The following is a 21577-nucleotide window of genomic DNA, read 5'->3' as shown; positions in this document are numbered from 1 at the left end:
TGGCCGAACCTTCGCAAATCGCATAAGCGATTGTGCTGCGGTCGGCATACTGCTCCTTTTTTCACAAAACATGTGCTCGCTACGCTGCGCCTCATGTTTTGTGAAGTGTTATTCGCAACAGATTTTTCTGGAGCCCCCGGGTAGAATCGAACTACCGCCTACAGTTTACAAAACTGTTGTTCTGCCACTGAACTAAGGGGGCAATAGAACATTTTAGCAAATTTACGAACTTTTTCCAACCCTAATACTTTATCCCGACCCCTTTATATTTTACTTTTAGTTTCATCAGCTTCTCGCGAGCCGGCTTGTTCATGGGATCCATGGACATGATCTGCTCTAAAACTTCTTCTGCCCGGATACTGTTATCAAGCATGATGTAGGTATCCGCCAGAAGCATCAGGTAATTCACGTTCAGCTTGTCCAGTACCAAAGCCTGCGTGATGGCTTTCACCGCTTTCGTGAACTCATCCAGAGCTTCAAAGCAAAGCGCCAGGTTGATCCAGCGGGTCGCGACTTTATTGTTGATATTCAGCGCCTTCTCATAAGATGCCGCGGCTTTCTGATATTCGCCGAGAGAGTAATATGCCAATCCCAAATTCGAAAAATAGATATCGCGGCCGGCATCGAGCTTGGTCAGATACTCGTAGGTCTGCGATGCATCAGAATAATTCTTGTTCTGCAGATACAGGCGGCCCAAAGCTTCATAAGCCTGCTTGTCGTTCGGATTTTTTTTGATCGCTTCCAGATAAAGATCTTCCGGATTCTGAGATACGGTCGGCTTAATGCTCAACTCCGCCGCTTCCGGAAGCCATTGCGGTTCTGAGGCCGAAGAACGGATGCGGATGCGGAAAACATTTTTGGCTTTCGCAACCGAAGTTTGCAGGGTTTTAGTGGCGGCAGGAGTCAGGTCTTTTGCCTCTAGAATGAACCGCCAGAGTTTGTTTGCGATAAATACCAGCTTCTGTCTGAAATAAGGCCATAAAGTCTCATAATAATTCGGCGGCACGCCTGCAAGTTTGACCCTCACCACCGGGCGCTGGTTCAGTTGCGCGAGCTTTACCAAAAACATGCTCACGATCACGAGAACTGAAGCGACGAATAAAATTGCGATAAATAAGATCATGATTATTCCGCCCCCAGGACAAACCTGGCGAATCTGCGGACCTGGATATTTTCACCAAGCTTGCCGACTTTTTCCGCGATCAGGTCTTTGATCTTTTTCTCAGGCTCCCGAACATACGACTGGTCTAAGAGAGCCGCCTGTTCATAGTATTTTTCAAGCTTGCCGGCCACGATCTGTTCTTTCATCTTCTCAGGTTTGTCTTTTACCTGCTCCAGATATACCTGTTTCTCATTATCTATGGCATTGGCCGGAATTTGTTCGCGCGAAACGTACAGCGGCGACGCAGCCGCGATATGGAGAGATATTTCATTGGCCAACTCCCTAAATTCCTCATTACGCGCCACAAAATCCGTTTCGCAATTGAGCTCCAGCAAAACGCCTACTTTGCCGCCGGCGTGGATGTAGGAAGTGATCAGGCCTTCTTTGGCGACTCTGTCGGATTTTTTTGCCAGCGTGGCATGGCCTTTCTTGCGCAAAAAAACTATTGCATCATGAAAAGTCTCTGATGCTTCCAAAGCTTTTTTGGCGTCCAGCATACCGGCGCCGGTATCATCTCTTAATTTTTTTATATCATCTGGTGTAATTTTCATATGATTTTTACTTTATTATTTATTACTTCGCAACGGCCGCGCCTTCGGTTTGCGTCATGATGGCTTGGGCCATAGTCGCCCGTCCCTCATTGATCGCATCAGCCATAGCCTGTGCCATGAATGTAATAACCTTAATTGCATCGTCGTTTGACGGGATCATGTAATCAATGTTGGTCGGGTCGGCATTCGTATCCACCAGGCCGATGATCTTGACCTTTGACTGGCGGGCTTCTTCCACCGGAATGTGATCGTATTTGGAATCAAGCACGAATATCGCCTCCGGCAGTTTCTTCATGTCTTTGATGCCGGAAAAAAATGTTTTCATCTTCGTAACTTCGCGGGCGATCATCAACTGCTCTTTTTTGGTGTACTTCTTTATCTCGCCGTCTGCGATCATTTTTTCGTAGCGCTCCATTTTCTTGATCGTGCGCTGGATAGTGCGGAAATTCGTAAATGTGCCTCCCAGCCAGCGGGTCACCACGTACGGCATATTGCAGACTTCGGCCGCTTTGCGCACTTCTTCTTTGGCTTGCCGCTTGGTGCCGACAAACAAAATTATGCCGCCCCGGCTTGCCGTATCTTTGGCAAAATTCAAAGCCTCGGCAAGCTTGGTTTTGGTCTTCTCCAGATCCAGGACGTGGATGTTGTTGCGCTGAGTGTAAATAAAAGGCGCCATTTTCGGATTCCACAAAGAAGTTTTGTGGCCGAAATGGACTCCGGCTTTCAACATATCCATCAGAGTGATGGGTTTCATAATTATGTCCTTTATACTTCTGTTCCCGTCATTTGCTTTGGGATCTTAAGGATTCATTGTCTTGAACCTTAAAACAGGCCCCAAATACATCAGGAGAACATGTATGATTAATAACCCAAAGATTCTATCATAAAACCAAGATCAAGGCAAGACGAAATGGAAACCAAAACCAGCTTATGATAAAATAATCTTAACTTTTCTCAAGGAGGCGGTATGGGAACTGCTGTGTTTGCGGCGCGACCTGTTCTTGTGACTCCGACCCTGGCCAACGTCCTGGAAGATCTGCAGATCACCGTGTTCTCACCTGACGCCGTGTCAGCGTACAAAGCCCAAGTACGGCAAGAGGCGCTGGCCGCCGCCTGCTGGTCTGAACGCATGGCCGTGGCACAACCACGCCTGCTGGCCGGCATCCATAAGCTCTGCTGTGCGATCATGTGGACTGCTTTGGGCTCAGCTCTCGGGATCGTGATCGGCATTCTGGCCCTGGTTGCTGATCACCTCACAACGAACTTCGCGAGCCTAGGATGGACATCGCTCACGTTCTATCCGGCTGCGGGATTCATCCTCTCGGTCGCAGCTTTAGTCGCGTTCTCCTACGCGGAAAGCGGTCTGGACACGGCGGCGGCACGCACGGTTAATTATGAGTGGACCATCAGCCCGGTTCATCGCAACCGGGATATCCCTCATCCGGGGCTGATGCTGATGAAATGGATCTGCCACAAACTTCCCCAAGCCGAATTTGAGGTCCATAGGCTGGGCGCCGACCCGTTTCTCAAGGTCATCTATATTGGCCGGCGCGGCATCGAATCCGAGTACTTCTACGGCTGGGATGGACTGCAGGATCTGATCGAGGTTGATGGAAAGATCATCGCAGTTCCCAGTCTCTGACGCTTCTTTTTCGAGCGGTTGTACATATGCAACCGTTCTTTTTTTTGTAAAAAACCTGACTGAACTAAGCTGACCGTGTTTTAGTCATGAGCATGCTCATGACTTAGGTACTGAGCAAAAAGAAAAGCCAATCTTACAGATTGGCTGCATTTTGCTGATCCAGTTTCCGCAGCCGGAACAGGCCGGTGAACAGAAAAAAGTAGCAACAAACGAAAGCTCTGGCTTTGATCACATACAACCAGACGGCAAGGCCGGGATTCCCGAACATTCCCAGTCCGTACCAGACAAAATAATTTCTGGCTAGATGCAGTTTTGTGCGGCGATTGAGGCACTTGCCTTTGAACAAGCACCTCCGAAGCAGTGCCTTTAAACGCCTGACTTCGCTTATCCCCCGCCGGCGGTCCCGGTTGATGAAGAATTTAACCCTGCAGGTCCAAAGCAGGATCAGCGTGCAGTACGCGATCGCTGTCCATTTCAGACCGACCAACCCCCACCGGATCGGATGGATCGCACCGCCCATCCAAAACGCGAGAATGATCGCAACCGCCAAGGCGCCGCAGATCCGAAGATATTTTGAAATGAATCCTTCAACTCCGGTTTCTATCTCTTTCTGCATTTGTTGTAGCGCCATATACACGGCATACTGCGCTATTTCAAACTCATGCAAAGGTTTGGTCTTAGGCTTCATGGATCCTCCTGCTGAAGTTCATTACATTCTAGCAAAATTAGCCAAAAAAAGAAGCCGACCGGATTGCCCGGAGGGCTTAATGGATCGCGACTGGCGGACCTTCCAGATAAGGGAGCGGCTCTGCCACCAGTTCTCCCGGTCCTACGCTGCCGTCAGGTTTAACCTGCGCCCACCAGATGCTCTTGCGGCCGTCGAGGCTGAATCTGAACTTTGTTCCGGGCTGATTGATCGGGCCGTCATTCATGTCTGACCGCCAGAGCCAGGTGCGGTATACCCCAAGTTCGCGAGTCTCCGGCAACTGATTCCAATGGCGGTACAGTATTCCGGCCGCGAAACCTGCAGCGGCTGCCAATATTACCAGGATCAGCGTCACGTTTTTTCCTCCCAGCTTCACTCCGCCAGTGGTTTGGCTGCGGCAATTATGCCGACGCCGCACACAAAGACGACCCAGCACCCCCACCAGAAAACGCCCGACCAGCCTGTGTCCGCAAGGAATTGAGCCGCGCGGTTGTTGGCATGCGCGAACAGGAAAAGAAGGAACACGAGCGCAACAGCATCCAAAGGGACGAGGATCTTGACGCCGGTCTTGAGTCCGGGTTTGTAGTAATTTTCCCAGGTCTTAAACCTCGGACCAAGCTTCAGTTCCTCCCTCAACCGCTCCCCTGATGGATCGCGCCTCAGGTATTCATTGATCTCCTCTTCGATCGCGATCGTGGCCGGCACCGGCCTGTGAATCAGCACGTCTATCCTGCCGATCCAAACCGGCGTAATAGCGCCCGTGACAGCGGCCCAGACAATGAAATCGCGATAACCTTCCTGTCGCGAAGCGTAGATGAGGAACACGAGCAGCGCGATCAGGAACATTATCCAATAGTCCAGCATGCGCATGTACTGGAGCACTTCGTTGTTCAGCCTCTCCCAAACCTTCAGCATCAGTTCAAGTTGCGTGTTCATCTACTCACCTCTTTGACCTTTGGTTGCGGCGTAGTTGCTGTTTGATCAGGCTCCAGACGAGAAAGACACATTGAAGTGCCACTAGCCCAAAAAGTGCATACACCAACTTCATGTGTCCTCCTTCCTTTTGACATACAATCATATCCCCTGTTGACTTTTCTGTCAATCTGCGATATAATTTTGTAGTTATGAAAAAAGACATACATCCGACTTATTTTACTGATGCCAAAGTCGTCTGCGCCTGCGGCAACACCTTTATCACCGGTTCCACCAAACAGGAACTGCATGTTGAAATTTGCTCAAATTGCCATCCGTTCTATACCGGCAAGCAAAACCTGCTTGATGTGGCGGGCACGATCGATAAATTCAAGAAACGCGGCACCAAGTCTGCAGAAATGAAATCTAAGCGCATCAGCAAAAAACTCGCAGCTGCTTAACTGACAAAAACAGGCTACTGATATAGAATTATATTAAGGCCTGTTTTTTGTTTAAACCTTTATGGAACTCCAATATAACCATATCAAAAAAGAATACGGCGATATTTCGGAAAAGCTTTCTCAAACCACTGACCGCAAACAACTGGCGAGCTTAGGGAAACGGCAATCCGAGCTTTTGCCTATGATCGAGAAGATCAACCGGCTGGAAAAACTGGAAACCGAGATCGCTGAGCATGAAAAAATGATTGCCGAAGGGTCCGAATTATCCGACATGGCTGCCTCAGAACTCCCTACCCTGCGATCCGAGCGTGAAAAACTGGCCGAAAGCCTGCGGCAGGCCTTATTGCCCAAAGATCCATATGATGAAAAAAACACTATCGTGGAGATCCGCGCAGGTGCCGGCGGCGATGAGGCCGGGCTGTTCGCGGCCGAATTGTTCCGGATGTATTCAAAATACGCGGAAAAGTTAAAGTACAAAATCGTCGTTCTTTCTTCCAGCCGCACCTCTATCGGCGGGTTCAAAGAGATCATTTTTGAGATCCTGGGCCGCGCGGCTTTCAGTAAATTTAAATACGAATCCGGCGTACATCGGGTGCAGCGGGTCCCGGAAACGGAAAAATCAGGGCGAGTGCACACATCAACTGTTACCGTGGCGGTCATGCCAGAGATCGAAGAAGTTGATTTTAAGATAGACCCGAAAGATATCAAATTTGAAGCTACCACGTCATCCGGCCACGGCGGGCAATCCGTAAACACCACTTATTCCGCTGTCCGCTTAACGCATATTCCAAGCGGAATTGTCGTGGTCATCCAGGACGAGCGTTCTCAATCACAGAACAAAGAAAAAGCGATGAATGTCATGCGCGCCCGCCTGCTCGCGCTCGAGGAAGAGCGCAAAAGAAAGGAACTAAGCGACAAACGTAAATCCCAGATCGGCACCGGGGATAGGTCGGAAAAGATCCGGACCTATAATTTCCCCCAGGACCGCATCACAGACCACAGGATCAACCAAAACTGGAACCAGATCCAGACGATCATGGAAGGAAACATGGAACAAATCACCCAAGCCATGATCGCCGAAGACCAGAAACGGCAATTGGAATCAATTGCAAAATGACGGTTCGGGAACTGCTAAATTTAGCCGCAAAAAGATTATCCAGATCAAAAAGCGCTTCCCCGGATCTGGATGCGGAAGTGCTTTTGTCGCATGTCTTGGATAAGCCCAAAGAATATCTGCTTGCCAATCCCGGCCAAACGGTCAGTCAGAAGCTGGAAAAACGATTTCATATATTTCTAACCCGCAGGCTGATGGGCTGGCCTGTTGCTTATCTGGCCAAAAAAAAAGAATTTTATGGCCTTGGTTTTTACGTTGATGAAAACGTATTGATCCCCCGCCCCGAAACCGAGGGTCTGGTGGAATTGGCCATGAAGACTATTGGCATCAAAAACGGCTTAAACATTCTGGATGTCGGGACCGGCTCAGGAAATATTATCGTAAGCGTGGCAAAAAAACTTGGGTCAAAAAATCGATATTTCGCCTCGGACATTTCACCAGCCGCTTTATTAATAGCAAAAAAGAATGCCAAACAGCATAAAGTTAAAATTATTTTCAAACACGGCTCGCTTTTGACCCCGTGGAAAAAACAGCATTTCGATATTATTGTGGCCAATCTGCCTTACCTGGCTGAAGAAACTGACGCATCAACCAAGTTTGAACCGAAACAAGCTTTAATCGCGGAAAAAAAAGGACTCGGATTATTGGAAGAGCTTTTCAAGCAAATTTCTTTTGTCATTCCCGCGAAAGCGGGAATCCAGACAAAAAGTTCTTTATCTGGATCCCGGATCAAGTCCGGGATGACAAGAGCGCCTCAATTTCTCTTCCTTGAGATCGGCGAGACCCACGGCCCGGCAATCAAAAAGCTGGTAAAAAAATATTTACCAGCTTTTGAAACAAAAATTTATAAAGATTTATCCGGATTTGAGAGGTTTGCAATTCTACAAAACCTATCAACTATAAGCTAAAGCTATTTTTTCTCTTCTTTTTTCTCCGGCTTCTCAGCCTTCTCATCCCCTGCTACTGCCTCAGGAGTTTCTTCCGGCTTTAATACCCCTTCAACCAAGGTTACATCTTCAACAACCGGTTTTTCGGATAATTCTTTCATCTCTTCTTCGGTTCGGGGAGGCGCGACATTGACGATCACTTCATCCGGTTTAGCCAGAATTGTTACCTTGTCGCTGACTTTCAGGTCCTGGATGCGGATAGCATCTTCAAATGTGTTCAACGAACTGATGTCGATTTCAAAATATTTAGGAATATCAGCCGGCAAACATTCCACCTCAACATCGGAAAGATTCTTAAGCAAAGTCCCGCCTAAGCCCTTTACCGCCTGCGATTCGCCGGTGAACTGGATTGGCACGCGGACCTTCAGTTTTTCGGTCATGTTCACGGCATAAAAATCCACATGCAGTGGCTGGCCGTTCAGATAGTGGTGCTGGACATCGTAGATCAAGACCGGCGTGGTTTTGCCGTCCATAACCAGATTGACCAGCGTTGATTCACCCGCCTGCTTAAATGCCTTGGAAAAATCTTTTTCCTTAATTTCGATTTCTGCTGTCTCTGTATTGTGCCCATACAAAATGCCGGGCAGCTTTCCTGCCTGACGCAATGTTTTTACCCGTTTGCCCAAAATAGTTCGTTTGGTCGCTTCAATTGCAATATTTTCCATAGCCGCAATATAATAACATCTTCTGATGAATAGGTCAAAGCTATTTCAAAGCAGATTTGAAGTCCCCGTCAAAACCCCTTAAAAATTCGTGAGTAGCCAAAACTTCATCCGTGGTGATAGGTTTGGCATTTTTAAATTTGGATGTATCCTGGCTGGTCAGGTCTGTCACCATGCCGATGGAAAAGATCTCGGGTCCGTCAATCGCAATGGAAAATACCACCGAGCTTTTGCACCGGTCACAGTCAGTGTGGACCAGAAGGCTGCGGCCGGAAAGCGGTTTTTCTTCCCCCGTATCAATGATCTTGGTTTGTTCCGGCGTATACTGGTGCCCGCAAACCGGACACTTCAAAATATAAGCCAGCCACTGGACGATTTTGTTGAAATCAAACTTCGGCATAGATGCTTATATTGTAAGGGCTAATATTTTTGGCGTCAACCAAAGATCAGTTGCCGAACTTCACAGCCTTCTGGCGGGCCACAACGCTTTGCACTAATCCCAGTGCCGCCATAGTGGTCAGAAGTGAGGATCCGCCGTAACTTAAAAGCGGCAAAGGAATGCCGGTGACGGGAAGCAGTCCGACATTCATGCCGATATTTATCAGCACTTGCGACAATAGCATGAAAAAAATCCCCAGGGTCAGATACATTCCGAAGTTATCCCTGGCATGCTTGATCGCCCGGACCAGGCCGAAAAACAATATGGCGAACATGCTCAGGATGAACAGGCTTCCCACCAAGCCCAATTCCTCTGCAGTAGAAGCGAAGATAAAGTCAGTTTGCCGCTCCGGCAAGAATTTCAGCTGGGATTGCAGCCCCCTGCCCACTCCCCGGCCCGTAATGCTGCCTGAGCCTACGGCGATTATTGATTGCAGGACATTATAGCCGCTGCCCCGCGGATCCTGGCTCGGGTCCAAAAAAGTATAAATGCGGTTTTTCTGATAATCATGGAGCACAAAGAACCAGCTGAAGGAAGAAACCAGGACGGCAATTAAAAGCAGGATGCCCAAATGTTTTTTATTCATCTTGGAGAACAGCAGCATGCCCAGCCAGGTGAAAAAAATAACCAGGGCCGAACCCAGGTCCGGCTCGATCAAGACCAGTATTGCCGGAATGCTGACATAAACAGCCGACAGGAGAACATACCTGATGTCTTTCAATTTTTCGCCGCTTTGATCCAGGAATTTGGCCATGATCACAACCATTATCAGTTTGGCAAACTCCGCCGGCTGGGCGCGGAAGATCCCAAGATCGATCCACCGGGTCGATCCGCGGACATTATGGCCCAAGAACCACACCAGCAGCAGGCTTAATATGATCAGGACATAGAAAAACCCCGTACTCTTTTTAAGTTTTCTGTAGTCATAAAAAGCCAGCAGGAACATCGCAATAAATCCCAGGACGGCGAACACCAGCTGATGGCTTAGAAGATTGGTCGGGCTGGCAAGCGTGGTGGAATAGATCATGAGCAAACCCAAAATCAGCAGCAGAGTGCTGCTGCCGAAAATATAAAGGTCAAAATAACGGAAATTCGCAAACCAATTTCTCATGGAGATGCGGGCGCGGGCTGCGTTGAACTGTCGAATGGCGAGACTCCGGCGGGCTGCGAAAATATATTCCGGTCAAATATATTGATCTCCGGATTGATCTCCGCCCGGACTGCGCCGGCCACTGCGCCCGGCCAGGAATATGTGAATGTCCTGGTTTCACCGGACAGAACATCGTTAATGGTCGTAAAATTGACGGCAACTATATTATTATTGCTGTCGTAAACAGCTACAGGCAGATCGATCTGCCCGACCGTGAAAGCCATTGTGTTTTTTATCCCGGCCGTCATAGAAAAGCCTGCGGGGTTATTCTGAAGATTCACGCGTTGAAGTTCATAATTGACCGTCACATCGGGTTTTTGGATAAACTGCGTCTCACCCAAAGTCACGTCGATCTCATCGGGTTTGGTTTGTGAGGTAAAACGCGGAAAAACGATTAGTTTTTCGGAAGCCGGAAGGATAAACGTTGAATCGCTTATTTTTGCAATACTGGTCCCGCCCAAAGTTTTAAATTCCGCCGTATAATCCTGGCTGGGCACTCCCCATTCCAGATTGATATTTTTTATTTTCACGTAACCTGAATATGTGTTCGGCGCAAGAATAAAAATTTTCTTGTCGATTATCTGTAAAGATTCCTGGATCCCCGCAGTATAAACTATTTCCGGCGCATGATATCCGCTCATTATCAGTTGTACGAAGGAATATTTCGCCAAATAATAAAACGGGATCAGCACGATCAGAAAAATGACCAGGGCATACCACCATTTTTTGTTCACGGGAGCGAGTTTGTCGCCGACGACCAGAAATAACTCCTGAATCCTGTCGTTATCCGTTAGTGCCATATTTGTTTCAAGTCTTAAATCTTGACTAATTATATCACTTTTTGCGCTGTAACGCGACTTTTGCCATAATGGACTTACTTATGTCCAAATTCACTCACTTGCACGTCCATTCGCACTTTTCCCTGCTTGATGGACTGCCGAAAATAAACGAACTGGTATCCACCGCCAAGAAACTCGGCATGGACAGTTTGGCTTTGACCGACCACGGGGTGATGTACGGCGCCATTGAATTCTATAATAAATGCCAAGAAGCCGGGATCAAACCGATCATCGGCGTTGAAGCTTATGTAGCCCCGCGGACATTGCAAGAAAAAAATGGCAAGATTGATTCTGACTATTTTCATTTGACTCTGCTGGCGGCCAATCAGGCAGGATACAAAAATCTTTTAAAACTTACGACCGTAGCCCATATCGACGGCTATTACTATAAACCCCGGATTGACCTGGAGGTTTTAAAAAAACACAGCGAGGGGCTGATTGCCCTATCAGGCTGCCAGCGAGGCGAGTTGGCCCGGGCCGTCATGAACAAATCCGATTCTGAAACCCGCGAAATCCTGCAAAAATACCTGGATATTTTCGGGCCGGATAATTATTATATTGAGATCCAGCGCAACAGCCGCCTGCCCGACGCCAATGAAAAAAAACTGGTCCAAAAACTTGCCGCTTTGGCTAAAGCTGAAAATCTGACGCTGGTCGCCACCGCTGACTGCCATTATATTGAACCGCAGGATGCTGAAGCGCAGGATGTTCTGCTCTGCATCGGCACGGGCAGGACTACTTCTGATACGGACCGCATGGATATGCGAGGATACGACCTGTCGCTTAAGACCGAGGAAAAAATGTATGAACGATTCAAGGATCTGCCCGAAGCCGTGGCCAATACGGCCTTGGTTGCCGCAAAATGCAATCTTAAAATTTTAACCAATCAAAGATACTTTCCTAAAGTTGAGGTGCCGGAGGGCAAAACAACTGCCGAGTACCTGCGGGAGCTGACTTACGCCCGCGCTTTGCCGCTTTACGGCAAGGATGGCGCTGTCCCCGATGATATCAAACAACGAATTGATTACGAGCTTAATATTATAATCAATAAAGGATTTGACACTTATTTTCTCATGGTCGCGGACGTGGTCGAAGGAGCTCATAAGCTTGGCGCCATCACCAATACCAGAGGAAGCGCGGCCGGGTCCATTGTCGGGCGCATCTTAGGCATTACAAATGTAGACCCTCTTTATTATGAACTGCCGTTCGAAAGATTTTTAACCGAACACCGCCCTACTCCTCCCGATATCGACCTGGATATTGCCGACAACCACCGCGATGAAGTGATCTCTTATATCACAAAAAAATACGGAGCTGAAAAAGTCGCACAGATCATTACCTTCGGGACTATGATGGCAAGAGCCGCGGTAAGGGATGTCGGGCGGGCGTTGGGCGTTGCCTACGGCAAATGCGACCAGATCGCCAAAATGATCCCTACAGGCAAACAGGGTTTTCATATGACCTTGGACAAAGCCATGGACTTAAATACCGACCTGAAAGCCGCTTACGAAAAAGATCCGGAAACAAAAAAGATCCTCGACATTGCCAAAAAACTGGAGGGTAATGCACGGCACGCTTCTGTGCATGCCGCCGGCATTGTCATTACCCCGACCGAACTGACTGACTACATGCCGCTGCAAAAAGAACCGGATGGCGAACGCGTCATCACGCAATACGATATGTACGCATTGGACGTCAATGCCAGCGGCGAAAAAGCATTGGGAGTGGTCAAACTCGATCTTTTAGGCATCCGCAATTTGTCCACCCTGGAAGCCGCGGTAAAAATTGCAGAGAAAAGACAGGGAGTGCAGATCGATATCGCAAATCTTCCTCATCCGGATGAAAAAACTTTCAAACTTCTGTCCGAAGGCCACACATTCGGCGTATTCCAAATGGGCTCGTCCGGCATCACGCGGTACCTGATGGACCTAAAACCAAAAAGCATTTTCGACATCATGGCCATGATCGCTTTATACCGCCCCGGCCCAATGGGGATCATTCCTGAATATATTACCCGGCAGCATAAGCGCAGCAAGATCGAATATTTCGATCCGCGCATGCAGGCATATCTTGGAAGATCGCTGGGATTACTGGTGTATCAGGACGACGTACTCACAACGGCTGTTAATATTGCCGGTTATTCGTGGGAAGAAGCGGATAAACTCCGCAAAGCTATGGGTAAAAAGATCCCTGCTGAGATGGCCAAACAAAAAGAAAAGTTCATTAAAGGATGCGTAAAAAATGGAATGGAGCCTTACCGGGCGGAACAGCTGTTCGGACTGATCGAGCCATTTGCGGCCTACGGATTTGGCAAAGCCCACGCCGCATCGTACGGCATTGTCAGCTACCAAACGGCTTACATGAAAGCCAATTACACCGTGGAATTCATGGCCGCCCTGATGACGGCCGAATCAGGCGATATGGAAACCATTGCCGAAGCGGTTGAAGAATGCAAAATCATGGGCATCCAGGTCCTGCCACCGGATGTGAATGAAAGCCTGGCCAACTTTACGGTCATAGACGAACGCAATATCCGGTTCGGGCTGACTGCCGTCAAAAATCTAGGTTCGGATATCATCAGCATCATTATCGAACAGCGGAAAGCCGGCGGGAAATTTTCTTCCGTCGAAGATTTCGTCAAACGGGTGCAAACGCGCAATTTCAACAAAAAATCCTGGGAAGCAATGGCTAAGTCAGGCGCTTTGGACGCTTTGGGAGAGCGCAACAAGCTTTTGGCCAATACGGAAATAATTCTGGAGTTTGCGCGAAATTTGCAAAAAGCGGCGGCTGACAATCAAACAAGTTTATTTGGCGAAAATTTTATCCCTGATGCAAAATTGAAGTTGCGCGACGTGGAACCGGCAACCGAGCGGGAACGTTTGGCTTGGGAAAAAGAACTGCTGGGGCTTTATGTTACCTCTCATCCGCTTGCCGAACACGCTGCAAAATTGCAAAGATCGGCCTTATCTATCAAACAAGTCATAGAAAACAGAACACCAACCGCTACCATTGGCGGAATTATTACCAGGGTCCAGAAAATTCTTACAAAAAAAGGCGATCAAATGGCGTTTATCGATCTGGAGGACACCACCGGCACAATAGAAGTCATCGTTTTTCCAAATTTATTCAGCCAGTTCAAGGATCTTATCGTGGCGGAAAAGATCGTGCTCATGACCGGCAAGATGTCGGACAAGGACGGCGAGCCGAAATTTCTGGCTGACACGATAAAACTGTTCGCGGAAACCACAGCTCCTTCCCAAGAATCATCCGTCACTATCAAAATTCCGACAGCCGCATCCGATGAACTGTTTGGCCAATTAAAACAGCTGTTTGAATCGGCTCCCGGCGATCTGAATGTAAATCTTATGATCGACCAGCAAAAGATCAAAACGCCGTTCCGGATAGACCTGAATGAGGAACTAAAATCGAAGATCAAAGAGCTTCTTGGCTCGAACTTGCCCTAAACCGCCGGGAGCTATATAATCTATTTAAGTTTTGAGAACGCAGAAATGGCCACCAACCATGGAGTTCTCCGCACAATTCCGGCGTTACGGAAAAAATGAAGCAAAGATTGGGTGGAACCATCCGCGAGGATCCCAAACGTCATAGGACGTTTGGGTATTTTTTAACCAAAATCTATGAAAATCAGTGATGAAAAATTGCATAACATCCGCCATTCGCTCGCTCACATTTTAGCCAGTGCTGTGATCGAAATGTTCCCGAAAGCCCAGTTAGGCGTCGGGCCTGTGATCGAGAACGGTTTCTTTTACGATTTCCTGCTCCCCCGCCCCCTGACTCCCGAGGATATTGCGAAAATCGAAAAACGCATGCGCGAACTGGTCAAATCAAAACTCCCTTTCGAACGGCAGGAATTGACTACTCACGAAGCCAAAACTTATTTTGATCAAGCTCATCAGCCGTTTAAGATCGAACTGATCAAAGATATTGAGAAGTTTGGCACGACCGAAGCTGATAAAATTTTAAACTCCGAGGCAAGTTTAGCCGGTGAAAAAAAATCAAGCGAAAAAGTTGAAAAGGTCAGTTTGTATAAAACCGGAAAATTCACTGACCTGTGCCGCGGCGGACACGTGGAAAATACTTCCGAGATAGATCCGCAAAGTTTCAAACTTTCTAAAATCTCCGGCGCCTACTGGCGCGGGGACCAAAAAAATCCGCAGATGCAAAGGATCTACGGATTAGCATTTGCAACTAAGTTGCATTTGGAAGAATACTTAAAAATGCAGGAAGAAGCGGAAAAACGGGACCATAAAAAATTAGGACCTAAATTAGGGTTGTTCATGTTCCACCACACTTCTCCGGGCATGCCTTATTGGCTGCCCAAAGGTGTGATCATGTACAACGAACTGGTCAACTTTTGGCGCTTTGAACACAGCAAGCGCAACTATCAAGAGATCGTATCCCCTCTTCTGAATAAAAAAGAGCTTTATCAAACTTCCGGCCACTACGAACATTATTGGGAAGATATGTTTGTTGTTAAAACAAAAGACAACGAAGAATACGCCCTGAAGCCGATGAACTGCCCGAATGCCATGGTTGTTTTTGGATCCCAGCTCAGAAGTTACAAAGATCTGCCGCTGCGCTTATCCGACACGGATACATTGCATCGAAATGAGATTTCGGGAGCGCTGAACGGCTTGTTGCGTGTTCGAGAATTCAGGCAGGATGATGCGCATTGTTTTGTGAGCGAGGACCAGATCGGACAAGAATACGAAGAAATATTTGAAATAGTTGAAAAATTTTATTCGATCTTTGGCCTGGAATATTCATTTCGAATAGGAACTCGGCCGGATAATTTTATGGGTGACATCAAAACTTGGGACAAAGCGGAAAAAACTCTTAAAGATGTTCTTAAAAAAAGCGTCCAAAAATTTACCATAGCAGAAAAAGATGGTGCTTTTTACGGCCCTAAAGTCGATATTTTAATGAAAGATGCGATAGGACGGCAATGGCAGATGGGTACGATCCAATTAGATTTCCAGCAGCCGTTAAGGTTCAAACTTGAATATACGGCCGCGGATGGAACAAAAAAAACTCCGGTTGCAATTCACCGCGTGATCTACGGCTCGCTTGAAAGATTCATCGGCATCCTGATCGAGCACTATGCGGGCGCCTTTCCTGTATGGCTCTCCCCTGTCCAGGTAAAAATCCTGCCAATCACAGAGAAACAAAATAAATACGCCGAGACGGTTTTGAAAGAGTTAAAAGAAAACGGGATCCGGGTGGAACTCGATGACCGAAATGAATCCGTGGGCAAAAAGATCCGCGATGCGGAAATGGAAAAAGTCCCTTATATGCTGATCGTGGGGGAAAAAGAAGTTGCGGCAAAGTCCGTTGCTGTCCGCGCCCGGAATCAGAAAGATCTGGGTGCGATGAAAACGGATAAGTTCATCAAAAAAGTTTCCGGTGAAATTCAAAATCGCGAATAAAAAAACCGCTGCTAGGCTTTGGCCTTAGAAGCGGCAAGCATTTCGATCAAATATGCATTCGCGAGCCCGAAGTCTACCTCGTGTTTTGGATACTTCTGCGACTCCTTTGTCGCCAGTTCGCAGATATAGAGGTAGCCTGCGAGTTTCACCTGATGGCCGAAGTTGCAGAAAACCCCGTTAGGAGTACTGATCGATTCCACTGATTCCTGAGGGATTGGCCGGAAGCAAAATAAACAGCAGTCTTGCACCTTATTCTCAGGCTGATCCTCCATTGATCCTCCAGACTCGTATCATATCAAATATGAGACAAAAAACCGAACACAATCTCAAAGCAGAAAAAAGAGAAATAAAAAAGCGCCCGCGAATGCGGGTGCATGGATTATCACTGCGCAAACCTTCCAAGTTTGCGGGTCTTAAAATCGCCAAGAAAAAATAATGAAGCCCGGATTGGTAGTCATTCTGGGTCCCACCTCCTCGGGCAAATCAAGCCTGGCAATTAAACTTGCTCAAAAATTCCAAGGCGAGATAATTTCGGCAGATTCCAGACAAGTCTATAAAGGCATGGACATCGGCACGGGCAAGGTCACGAAAAAAGAACAAAAGCAAGTCCGTCATCACCTGCTTGATGTTGCTTCGCCCAAAACACAATTCACCGTAGCGGATTTCAAACCAAAGGCTTTAAAGGCGATCAAACAGATCAGGGAAAAAAATAAACTGCCGTTTCTGGTCGGCGGCACGCCTTTCTATATTTACGCCACAATCGACGACTTGCAGATTCCCGGGGTTAAGCCCAATTTCAAATTACGCAACCGATTGAATAAAAAAACACCTGCCGAACTTTTTAAGATCCTGAAAAAACTGGATCCCCGGCGCGCTATGAATATTGACCGCCAGAACCCGCGCCGCCTCATCCGTGCCATTGAGATCATTAAGTCCACGGGGAAGCCGGTGCCGCCATTGCGTCATCCTGAACTTGGTTCAGGATCTCTTTTACTCGGTTTAAAAAAAGATTTGCCAAAACTGTATAAACTGATCGACGAGCGTTTAGAAAACCGCTTTAAACAAGGACTGGTCTTCGAAGTCAAAAAACTTCTTAAGCAAAAAGTTGCTCACAAACGTCTGCAAGAAATGGGCCTGGAATATCGCTTTGTTTCTTTATACCTGCAAGGCTACTTAACCTACGGGCAGATGATTGAACAGCTCAAATCAGCAATTCACAAATTCGCCAGACGCCAGACGACCTGGTTTAAGACCGACAGCCGCATTCATTGGATCAAAAATCAAAAACAAGCCGAACGGCTTGTTAGAAAATACCTGTCAGCCTGATTATTTTAAGCTTTTTATATTTTGACTGGTTATATCATGAAATTCCACACTCAGACGTCTCATAAAATTATATGCGATATCTTCGTCTAAGAATAAATGAACATAATTCTCATGGCTGACGACATGGGCGACCAGTCTGCCTTCTTTATAAAAACTCGGGTCTTCAAAACCATAAAAAGGCTCATAAGTTTTCTCGGTATAATAATGCAGCCAGATCAGGGTTGATTTTTTTATCATCTCTATGATCTTGGGAGATAGCCTGTAATAGTAGTGGTTAAATATTTTTCCCTCACCCTGATCCAGATGATAAAGCTTTTCATCAGTCTCTTTTTTTATAAAATCATCTTTCAGGCTGGCCAGGGTTTTTTGGAATTTAGGGTCATCATCGCCTCCGAATTTCTTCCCCCAGCTGAAATTTTTAAAACTGAACGGATTATATACTTTTTGGATCCTCTGGGTCAGCCGTATCTGGTCCGCGGTTGTGATCAGGTAATAGCGCAAAAAAACCTCAACTTTTTCGGCTTTTTCTTCATCAGTCAGCTTATGTTCCAGGCGGATATTATCAAATGATACTAAATACTCTTTCATATTAAATTTTTAATTCTCTTTTCAAAATTTCATTGATAATCTGCGGATTGCCTTTTCCTTTCAATTCCTTCATAACCTGCCCGATCAAAAAACCTAAAGCTTTGTCGCCTTTTGTCCTAGCATCCGCAACTCCTTTGGGATTTTCTGAAATTGTCTTTTTTACGGCTTCCAAAATTACCGATTCATCGGAAACCTGGTGAAGCCCCAGCTGGTCCAGGATGACGTGCGGATCCTCGCCGGTCTCGAACATTTTGGCAAATACATCCTTGGCTGCAAGATTAGAAACTTTCCCCTGCCGGATCATCTTGATCAGTTCCGCAAAATTTTCTTCAGTGACCTTTGAGTCCCGCGGAAGCAAGTTATGTTCATTGATAGCCGCCAAAAACGGCCCCAAAACCCAATTCGCCACCGTCTGCCCGCTATTGCCGGCATCTTTCACGTGCTCGGCTTCAAACCATTCGGCCAGTTCGGTTGCGACATGTTCAAAATATTCTGCCAGTTCTTTGTATGAAACCAAAGTCTGCGCGTCTTTTTCGGCCAAACCAAATTCGCTGATAAACCTTTGCTTTCTGGCTTTCGGCAGTTCCGGCAATTCCCGCTTCAACCCGGACAAATAATCTTTGGTAAAATGCAAAACCGGCAGGTCCGGCTCCGGAAAATATCTGTAGTCCTGCGACTCCTCTTTTGACCGCTGGGAAACCGTAATTGCTTTGTCATCCGCCCAGCCGCGGGTTTCCAATTTTGGAATTTCTCCTCCATCCAAAATTTCCGTTTGCCGCCTGATCTCAAATTCAATTGCTGATGCCACGGATTTAAAAGAATTCATATTCTTGATCTCAACTTTATACGGCGGAAATCCTTTTTCCCCTTTTTTCCGCAGGGAAATATTGGCATCGCATCGCAAATGCCCCTTCTCCATATCAGCATCCGAAACATTCAAATAACGCATTAGGTTTTGCAGTTCCTGTAAATAATGCCTGGCTTCTTCTGAACTGCGGATGTCCGGCTCAGAGACTATCTCAAGAAGCGGCGTCCCGGCGCGGTTATAATCCACCAAACTGTAGTTTGCGCCCGGCGGATGCACGAGCTTGCCCGCATCTTCTTCCAAATGAGCGCGTGTGATGCCTATTGTCCGGGTTTCTCCGTTTACCGCCAGTTTCATTTGCCCGCGGCCGTTTATGGGCATATCAAATTGCGATATCTGGTAACCCTTGGGAAGATCCGGATAAAAATAATTCTTGCGGTCGAATTTTGAATACTCGGCGATGTTACAGTTCAAAGCCAGGCCGACCATTACGGCTTTCTTCACAGCTTCTTCGTTGATCACCGGCAATGTCCCCGGCTGTCCTGTGCAAACTTCGCAAATATGAATATTCGGCTGATCAGCTTCGGCATTTTTGGAGCGACAAAACATTTTGCTGGAAGTTTTCAATTGTACGTGGACTTCCAATCCAATAACCGGTTCGTAATCCTTGATCATTTTATTGGGGCGTTTGACGGGGCCCTGGCTGAGGCTGATTAATTGTATTTAACGAATTTACCGGAAAATTAACCAGATCCGGATTGATAGTATGCAGCAATAAATAGGCAGCGAACAAAAGCCCCAAACCAATAACAGCCGACCAGATCATTTGAATCCCCTTACCCGATTGCTCGGCATTCCCGGAAGCTGTCATGTAGTAATATCCGCCTATAACCAGGATCAGCATGGCCAAAAGGGCCGAAATGCCGAGCGACCAGATATAGATCTGATTAACGCATATCGGCAAGTCCTTGGGTGTAAGCGGCGGGTTATTATTTACGTTAACAGAGCATGGAGCGGCAGCGGCAAGCAATGGGGCCGTCAGAGTGAAAATAAATATCAAAACAAAAATTTTCTTTTTCATATTTTTGGTTTTAATGATAAGTTTAAAGATTTTTCTAGAGCAAACGCGGCGCCAAACAATTTTTCTTCCGCAAAGTGGTCGGCCACAAGCTGGACCCCGACCGGGAGGCCTGCCTTTGTGGTTCCGGCCGGAATTGAAATTCCCGGCACGCCAGCGATGTTCAGTCCGACGGTAAAAATATCCGCCAGATACATGGAAAGCGGATCGGTTTTTTCGCCGAGCTTGAAGGCCGGAGCCGGGGTTGTGGGAGTGACGATCAGATCGAATTTTTTAAAAGCATCGATAAAATCCCGGCGGATGAGCTGTTGGGCCTGTTTGGCTTTTTTGTAATAAGCGTCAAAATATCCGGCGGAAGATGCATAAGTGCCAATCATGATCCGGCGCTTGGGTTCCGCGCCAAATCCCTTTGACCGGGTGTTATAATAAACTTCTTCCAAATTGTTCCCGGCGGCTGACAGGCCGTAGCGGATGCCGTCATACCTGGAAAGATTTGCGGAAATTTCAACCGGCAAAATAATATAATAGCAGGCCAAAGCGTACGAGGAATGCGGCAGGCTCATTTCAGAAACCTCGGCTCCCAACTCCTGCATTTTTTTTACAGCGTTCTTTACGATCGCATCAACCTCCGGATCTAAGCCGTCAATGAAATATTCTTTTGGAATTCCGATTTTTATTCCCTTCATGTCTTCTTTTAAAAAACTGCCGTAATCAGGCACGGGCTTGGGCAATGATGTGGAATCATAAGAATCCTGTCCCGCAATAATCTCAAAAACCGCTGCCGTATCTTCAACCGTTTTGGCCAGCACTCCGACCTGATCCAGGGAGGATCCCAAAGCTATCAAACCGTAGCGGGAAGCGCGGCCGTACGTCGGCTTAAAACCGACGATCCCGCAAAAGCTGGCCGGCTGCCTGACCGATCCGCCGGTATCTGTGCCGAGTGCGAACAGAACTTCGCCGGACGCAACCGCGGCAGCGGAGCCGCCTGAGGAACCGCCCGGCACGCGGGTGAGATCGTAAGGATTTTTCGTCGGCCCGTAGGCTGAATTTTCGGTCGAGGAACCCATGGCAAATTCATCTAGATTGGTTTTACCCATGAGCACCGGCTGTTCTTCGTTTAATTTCTTAATAACCGTAGCGTCATAGGTTGCTTTGTAATTTTCCAAAATTTTCGAAGCGGCGGTAGCTTGAAGTCCTTTTACCAAAATATTGTCCTTGGCCGCGTAAGGGATCCCTGTGAGCGAAAAATTCTCGCCATCTGCGATCAGGCCGTCAGCTTTGTCTGCGGAAGCCAGTGCTTCTTTTTCCGCAACATACAAAAATGCATGCAATTTATCATCTATCTGTTTAATTCGCTTCAAAGATAATTGGGCCAATTCTTTAGCGGAAATTTTCTTATTCGCCAGCAAATCAGCAGCAGTTTTAACTGTCAGGTCAAGAATTTCCATCAGTCTAAAACACTCTTTACTTTAATAAAATTTCCCTCTCGAGCCGGCGCTTGCTTCAAAAAATCTTCCGGTGCCGCGGTTTCCTGCGCCACGTCGTTGCGCATCAGGTTAACCGCACCCGGATCTGCAGCTTCGGGACTGACCCTGCCTTCCACTTCTTTCAGCTGGTCCACGTAATCCAGAATTGCCGACAACTCTTGCTGCAATTTTTGTTTCTGGTCTTCGCTAAATGATAAGCGGGCCAGCTTTGCGATCCTGTTGACTTCTTCTATAGAAATTGCCATAATTACTGGTTATTGA

The 21577-nt window shown here is 47.3% G+C and carries 23 protein-coding genes and 1 tRNA gene; 7 read left to right on the top strand and 17 right to left on the bottom strand.

Features of this window, described 5'->3' with window-relative positions; translation table 11 throughout:
• Positions 1-128: 128 nt before the first annotated feature.
• The 4 genes from WDN47_05305 to rpsB all read right to left on the bottom strand — a co-directional run bounded on the left by WDN47_05305 (position 129) and on the right by rpsB (position 2467).
• Positions 129-202, bottom strand: a tRNA-Thr gene (locus WDN47_05305).
• A gap of 39 nt (positions 203-241) precedes the next feature.
• On the bottom strand, positions 242-1123 hold the full coding sequence (locus WDN47_05300) for a tetratricopeptide repeat protein (GenBank protein MEJ0021955.1): 882 nt from the start codon (positions 1121-1123) through the stop codon (positions 242-244).
• Between the two features lie 2 nt (positions 1124-1125).
• Complete coding sequence (locus WDN47_05295; protein ID MEJ0021954.1) at positions 1126-1713, bottom strand: translation elongation factor Ts; 588 nt, start codon at positions 1711-1713, stop codon at positions 1126-1128.
• Between the two features lie 22 nt (positions 1714-1735).
• Positions 1736-2467: a 30S ribosomal protein S2 gene (rpsB, locus tag WDN47_05290; protein MEJ0021953.1), complete on the bottom strand. Its 732-nt coding sequence runs from the start codon at positions 2465-2467 to the stop codon at positions 1736-1738.
• A gap of 213 nt (positions 2468-2680) precedes the next feature.
• Here rpsB and WDN47_05285 point away from each other — a divergent pair, with 213 nt between their 5' ends.
• The gene (locus WDN47_05285; protein ID MEJ0021952.1) at positions 2681-3355 is read left to right on the top strand and encodes a hypothetical protein; all 675 of its coding nucleotides are present in this window, start codon (positions 2681-2683) and stop codon (positions 3353-3355) included.
• 133 nt (positions 3356-3488) lie between these two features.
• On the opposite strand, the gene WDN47_05280 is transcribed toward WDN47_05285, so the two are convergent.
• The 3 genes from WDN47_05280 to WDN47_05270 all read right to left on the bottom strand — a co-directional run bounded on the left by WDN47_05280 (position 3489) and on the right by WDN47_05270 (position 4997).
• On the bottom strand, positions 3489-4043 hold the full coding sequence (locus WDN47_05280) for a hypothetical protein (protein MEJ0021951.1): 555 nt from the start codon (positions 4041-4043) through the stop codon (positions 3489-3491).
• A gap of 76 nt (positions 4044-4119) precedes the next feature.
• Positions 4120-4416 carry a hypothetical protein gene (locus WDN47_05275; GenBank protein ID MEJ0021950.1) on the bottom strand — a complete coding sequence of 99 codons (297 nt, stop codon included), beginning with the start codon at positions 4414-4416 and terminating at the stop codon, positions 4120-4122.
• 17 nt (positions 4417-4433) lie between these two features.
• Positions 4434-4997 (bottom strand): hypothetical protein, encoded by a 564-nt coding sequence (locus tag WDN47_05270; protein MEJ0021949.1) that lies wholly within the window; start codon positions 4995-4997, stop codon positions 4434-4436.
• Between the two features lie 188 nt (positions 4998-5185).
• Here WDN47_05270 and rpmE point away from each other — a divergent pair, with 188 nt between their 5' ends.
• The 3 genes from rpmE (at position 5186) to WDN47_05255 (ending at position 7456) form a co-directional block, all read left to right on the top strand.
• Positions 5186-5434, top strand: a complete 249-nt coding sequence (gene rpmE, locus WDN47_05265; protein ID MEJ0021948.1) for a 50S ribosomal protein L31 — start codon at positions 5186-5188, stop codon at positions 5432-5434.
• Positions 5435-5495: 61 nt separating this feature from the next.
• Positions 5496-6551 (top strand): peptide chain release factor 1, encoded by a 1056-nt coding sequence (gene prfA, locus WDN47_05260; protein MEJ0021947.1) that lies wholly within the window; start codon positions 5496-5498, stop codon positions 6549-6551.
• Complete coding sequence (locus tag WDN47_05255; GenBank protein ID MEJ0021946.1) at positions 6548-7456, top strand: HemK/PrmC family methyltransferase; 909 nt, start codon at positions 6548-6550, stop codon at positions 7454-7456. The genes prfA and WDN47_05255 overlap by 4 nt, the downstream gene beginning before the upstream one ends.
• A gap of 2 nt (positions 7457-7458) precedes the next feature.
• On the opposite strand, the gene WDN47_05250 is transcribed toward WDN47_05255, so the two are convergent.
• The 4 genes from WDN47_05250 to WDN47_05235 are packed head-to-tail and all read right to left on the bottom strand — an operon-like array spanning position 7459 to position 10546.
• Complete coding sequence (locus WDN47_05250; GenBank protein ID MEJ0021945.1) at positions 7459-8160, bottom strand: 50S ribosomal protein L25; 702 nt, start codon at positions 8158-8160, stop codon at positions 7459-7461.
• A gap of 40 nt (positions 8161-8200) precedes the next feature.
• A complete protein-coding gene (locus WDN47_05245) occupies positions 8201-8557 on the bottom strand; it encodes a hypothetical protein (protein ID MEJ0021944.1) in 357 nt (118 codons plus the stop codon).
• A gap of 46 nt (positions 8558-8603) precedes the next feature.
• Entirely contained in the window at positions 8604-9707 is a 1104-nt protein-coding gene (gene rodA, locus WDN47_05240) for a rod shape-determining protein RodA (GenBank protein ID MEJ0021943.1), read from the bottom strand.
• Complete coding sequence (locus WDN47_05235; GenBank protein MEJ0021942.1) at positions 9704-10546, bottom strand: hypothetical protein; 843 nt, start codon at positions 10544-10546, stop codon at positions 9704-9706. The genes rodA and WDN47_05235 overlap by 4 nt, the downstream gene beginning before the upstream one ends.
• An 80-nt stretch (positions 10547-10626) precedes the next feature.
• On the opposite strand from WDN47_05235, the gene dnaE reads away from it, so the two are divergent.
• Positions 10627-14049, top strand: coding sequence for a DNA polymerase III subunit alpha (gene dnaE, locus WDN47_05230; protein ID MEJ0021941.1), 3423 nt, complete (start codon positions 10627-10629; stop codon positions 14047-14049).
• Between the two features lie 174 nt (positions 14050-14223).
• Positions 14224-16032 carry a threonine--tRNA ligase gene (thrS, locus tag WDN47_05225; GenBank protein ID MEJ0021940.1) on the top strand — a complete coding sequence of 603 codons (1809 nt, stop codon included), beginning with the start codon at positions 14224-14226 and terminating at the stop codon, positions 16030-16032.
• Positions 16033-16043: 11 nt separating this feature from the next.
• On the opposite strand, the gene WDN47_05220 is transcribed toward thrS, so the two are convergent.
• Complete coding sequence (locus WDN47_05220; protein MEJ0021939.1) at positions 16044-16304, bottom strand: hypothetical protein; 261 nt, start codon at positions 16302-16304, stop codon at positions 16044-16046.
• A 163-nt stretch (positions 16305-16467) separates the two neighbouring features.
• Between WDN47_05220 and miaA the strand changes: the two genes are divergently transcribed.
• On the top strand, positions 16468-17358 hold the full coding sequence (gene miaA, locus WDN47_05215; GenBank protein MEJ0021938.1) for a tRNA (adenosine(37)-N6)-dimethylallyltransferase MiaA: 891 nt from the start codon (positions 16468-16470) through the stop codon (positions 17356-17358).
• Here the strand turns inward: miaA and WDN47_05210 are convergent, their stop codons facing one another.
• Genes WDN47_05210 through gatC form a run of 5 tightly spaced genes read right to left on the bottom strand, consistent with a single transcriptional unit; the run spans position 17359 to position 21561 of the window.
• Positions 17359-17946 (bottom strand): hypothetical protein, encoded by a 588-nt coding sequence (locus WDN47_05210; GenBank protein MEJ0021937.1) that lies wholly within the window; start codon positions 17944-17946, stop codon positions 17359-17361. It abuts the gene before it with no gap.
• A gap of 1 nt (position 17947) precedes the next feature.
• Entirely contained in the window at positions 17948-19426 is a 1479-nt protein-coding gene (gene gatB, locus WDN47_05205) for an Asp-tRNA(Asn)/Glu-tRNA(Gln) amidotransferase subunit GatB (protein ID MEJ0021936.1), read from the bottom strand.
• Position 19427: 1 nt separating this feature from the next.
• Positions 19428-19832 carry a pilin gene (locus tag WDN47_05200; GenBank protein ID MEJ0021935.1) on the bottom strand — a complete coding sequence of 135 codons (405 nt, stop codon included), beginning with the start codon at positions 19830-19832 and terminating at the stop codon, positions 19428-19430.
• Entirely contained in the window at positions 19829-21277 is a 1449-nt protein-coding gene (gatA, locus tag WDN47_05195; GenBank protein ID MEJ0021934.1) for an Asp-tRNA(Asn)/Glu-tRNA(Gln) amidotransferase subunit GatA, read from the bottom strand. Before gatA ends, WDN47_05200 begins: the two co-directional genes overlap by 4 nt.
• On the bottom strand, positions 21277-21561 hold the full coding sequence (gene gatC / locus WDN47_05190; protein MEJ0021933.1) for an Asp-tRNA(Asn)/Glu-tRNA(Gln) amidotransferase subunit GatC: 285 nt from the start codon (positions 21559-21561) through the stop codon (positions 21277-21279). The genes gatA and gatC overlap by 1 nt, the downstream gene beginning before the upstream one ends.
• Positions 21562-21577: the final 16 nt, after the last annotated feature.

The sequence above is a fragment of the Candidatus Doudnabacteria bacterium genome, from assembly GCA_037200925.1.
Taxonomy (GTDB): Bacteria; Patescibacteriota; Doudnabacteria; order UBA920; family O2-02-FULL-48-8; genus JBDTSL01.
This window is presented reverse-complemented; position numbering and strand designations above follow the sequence as displayed.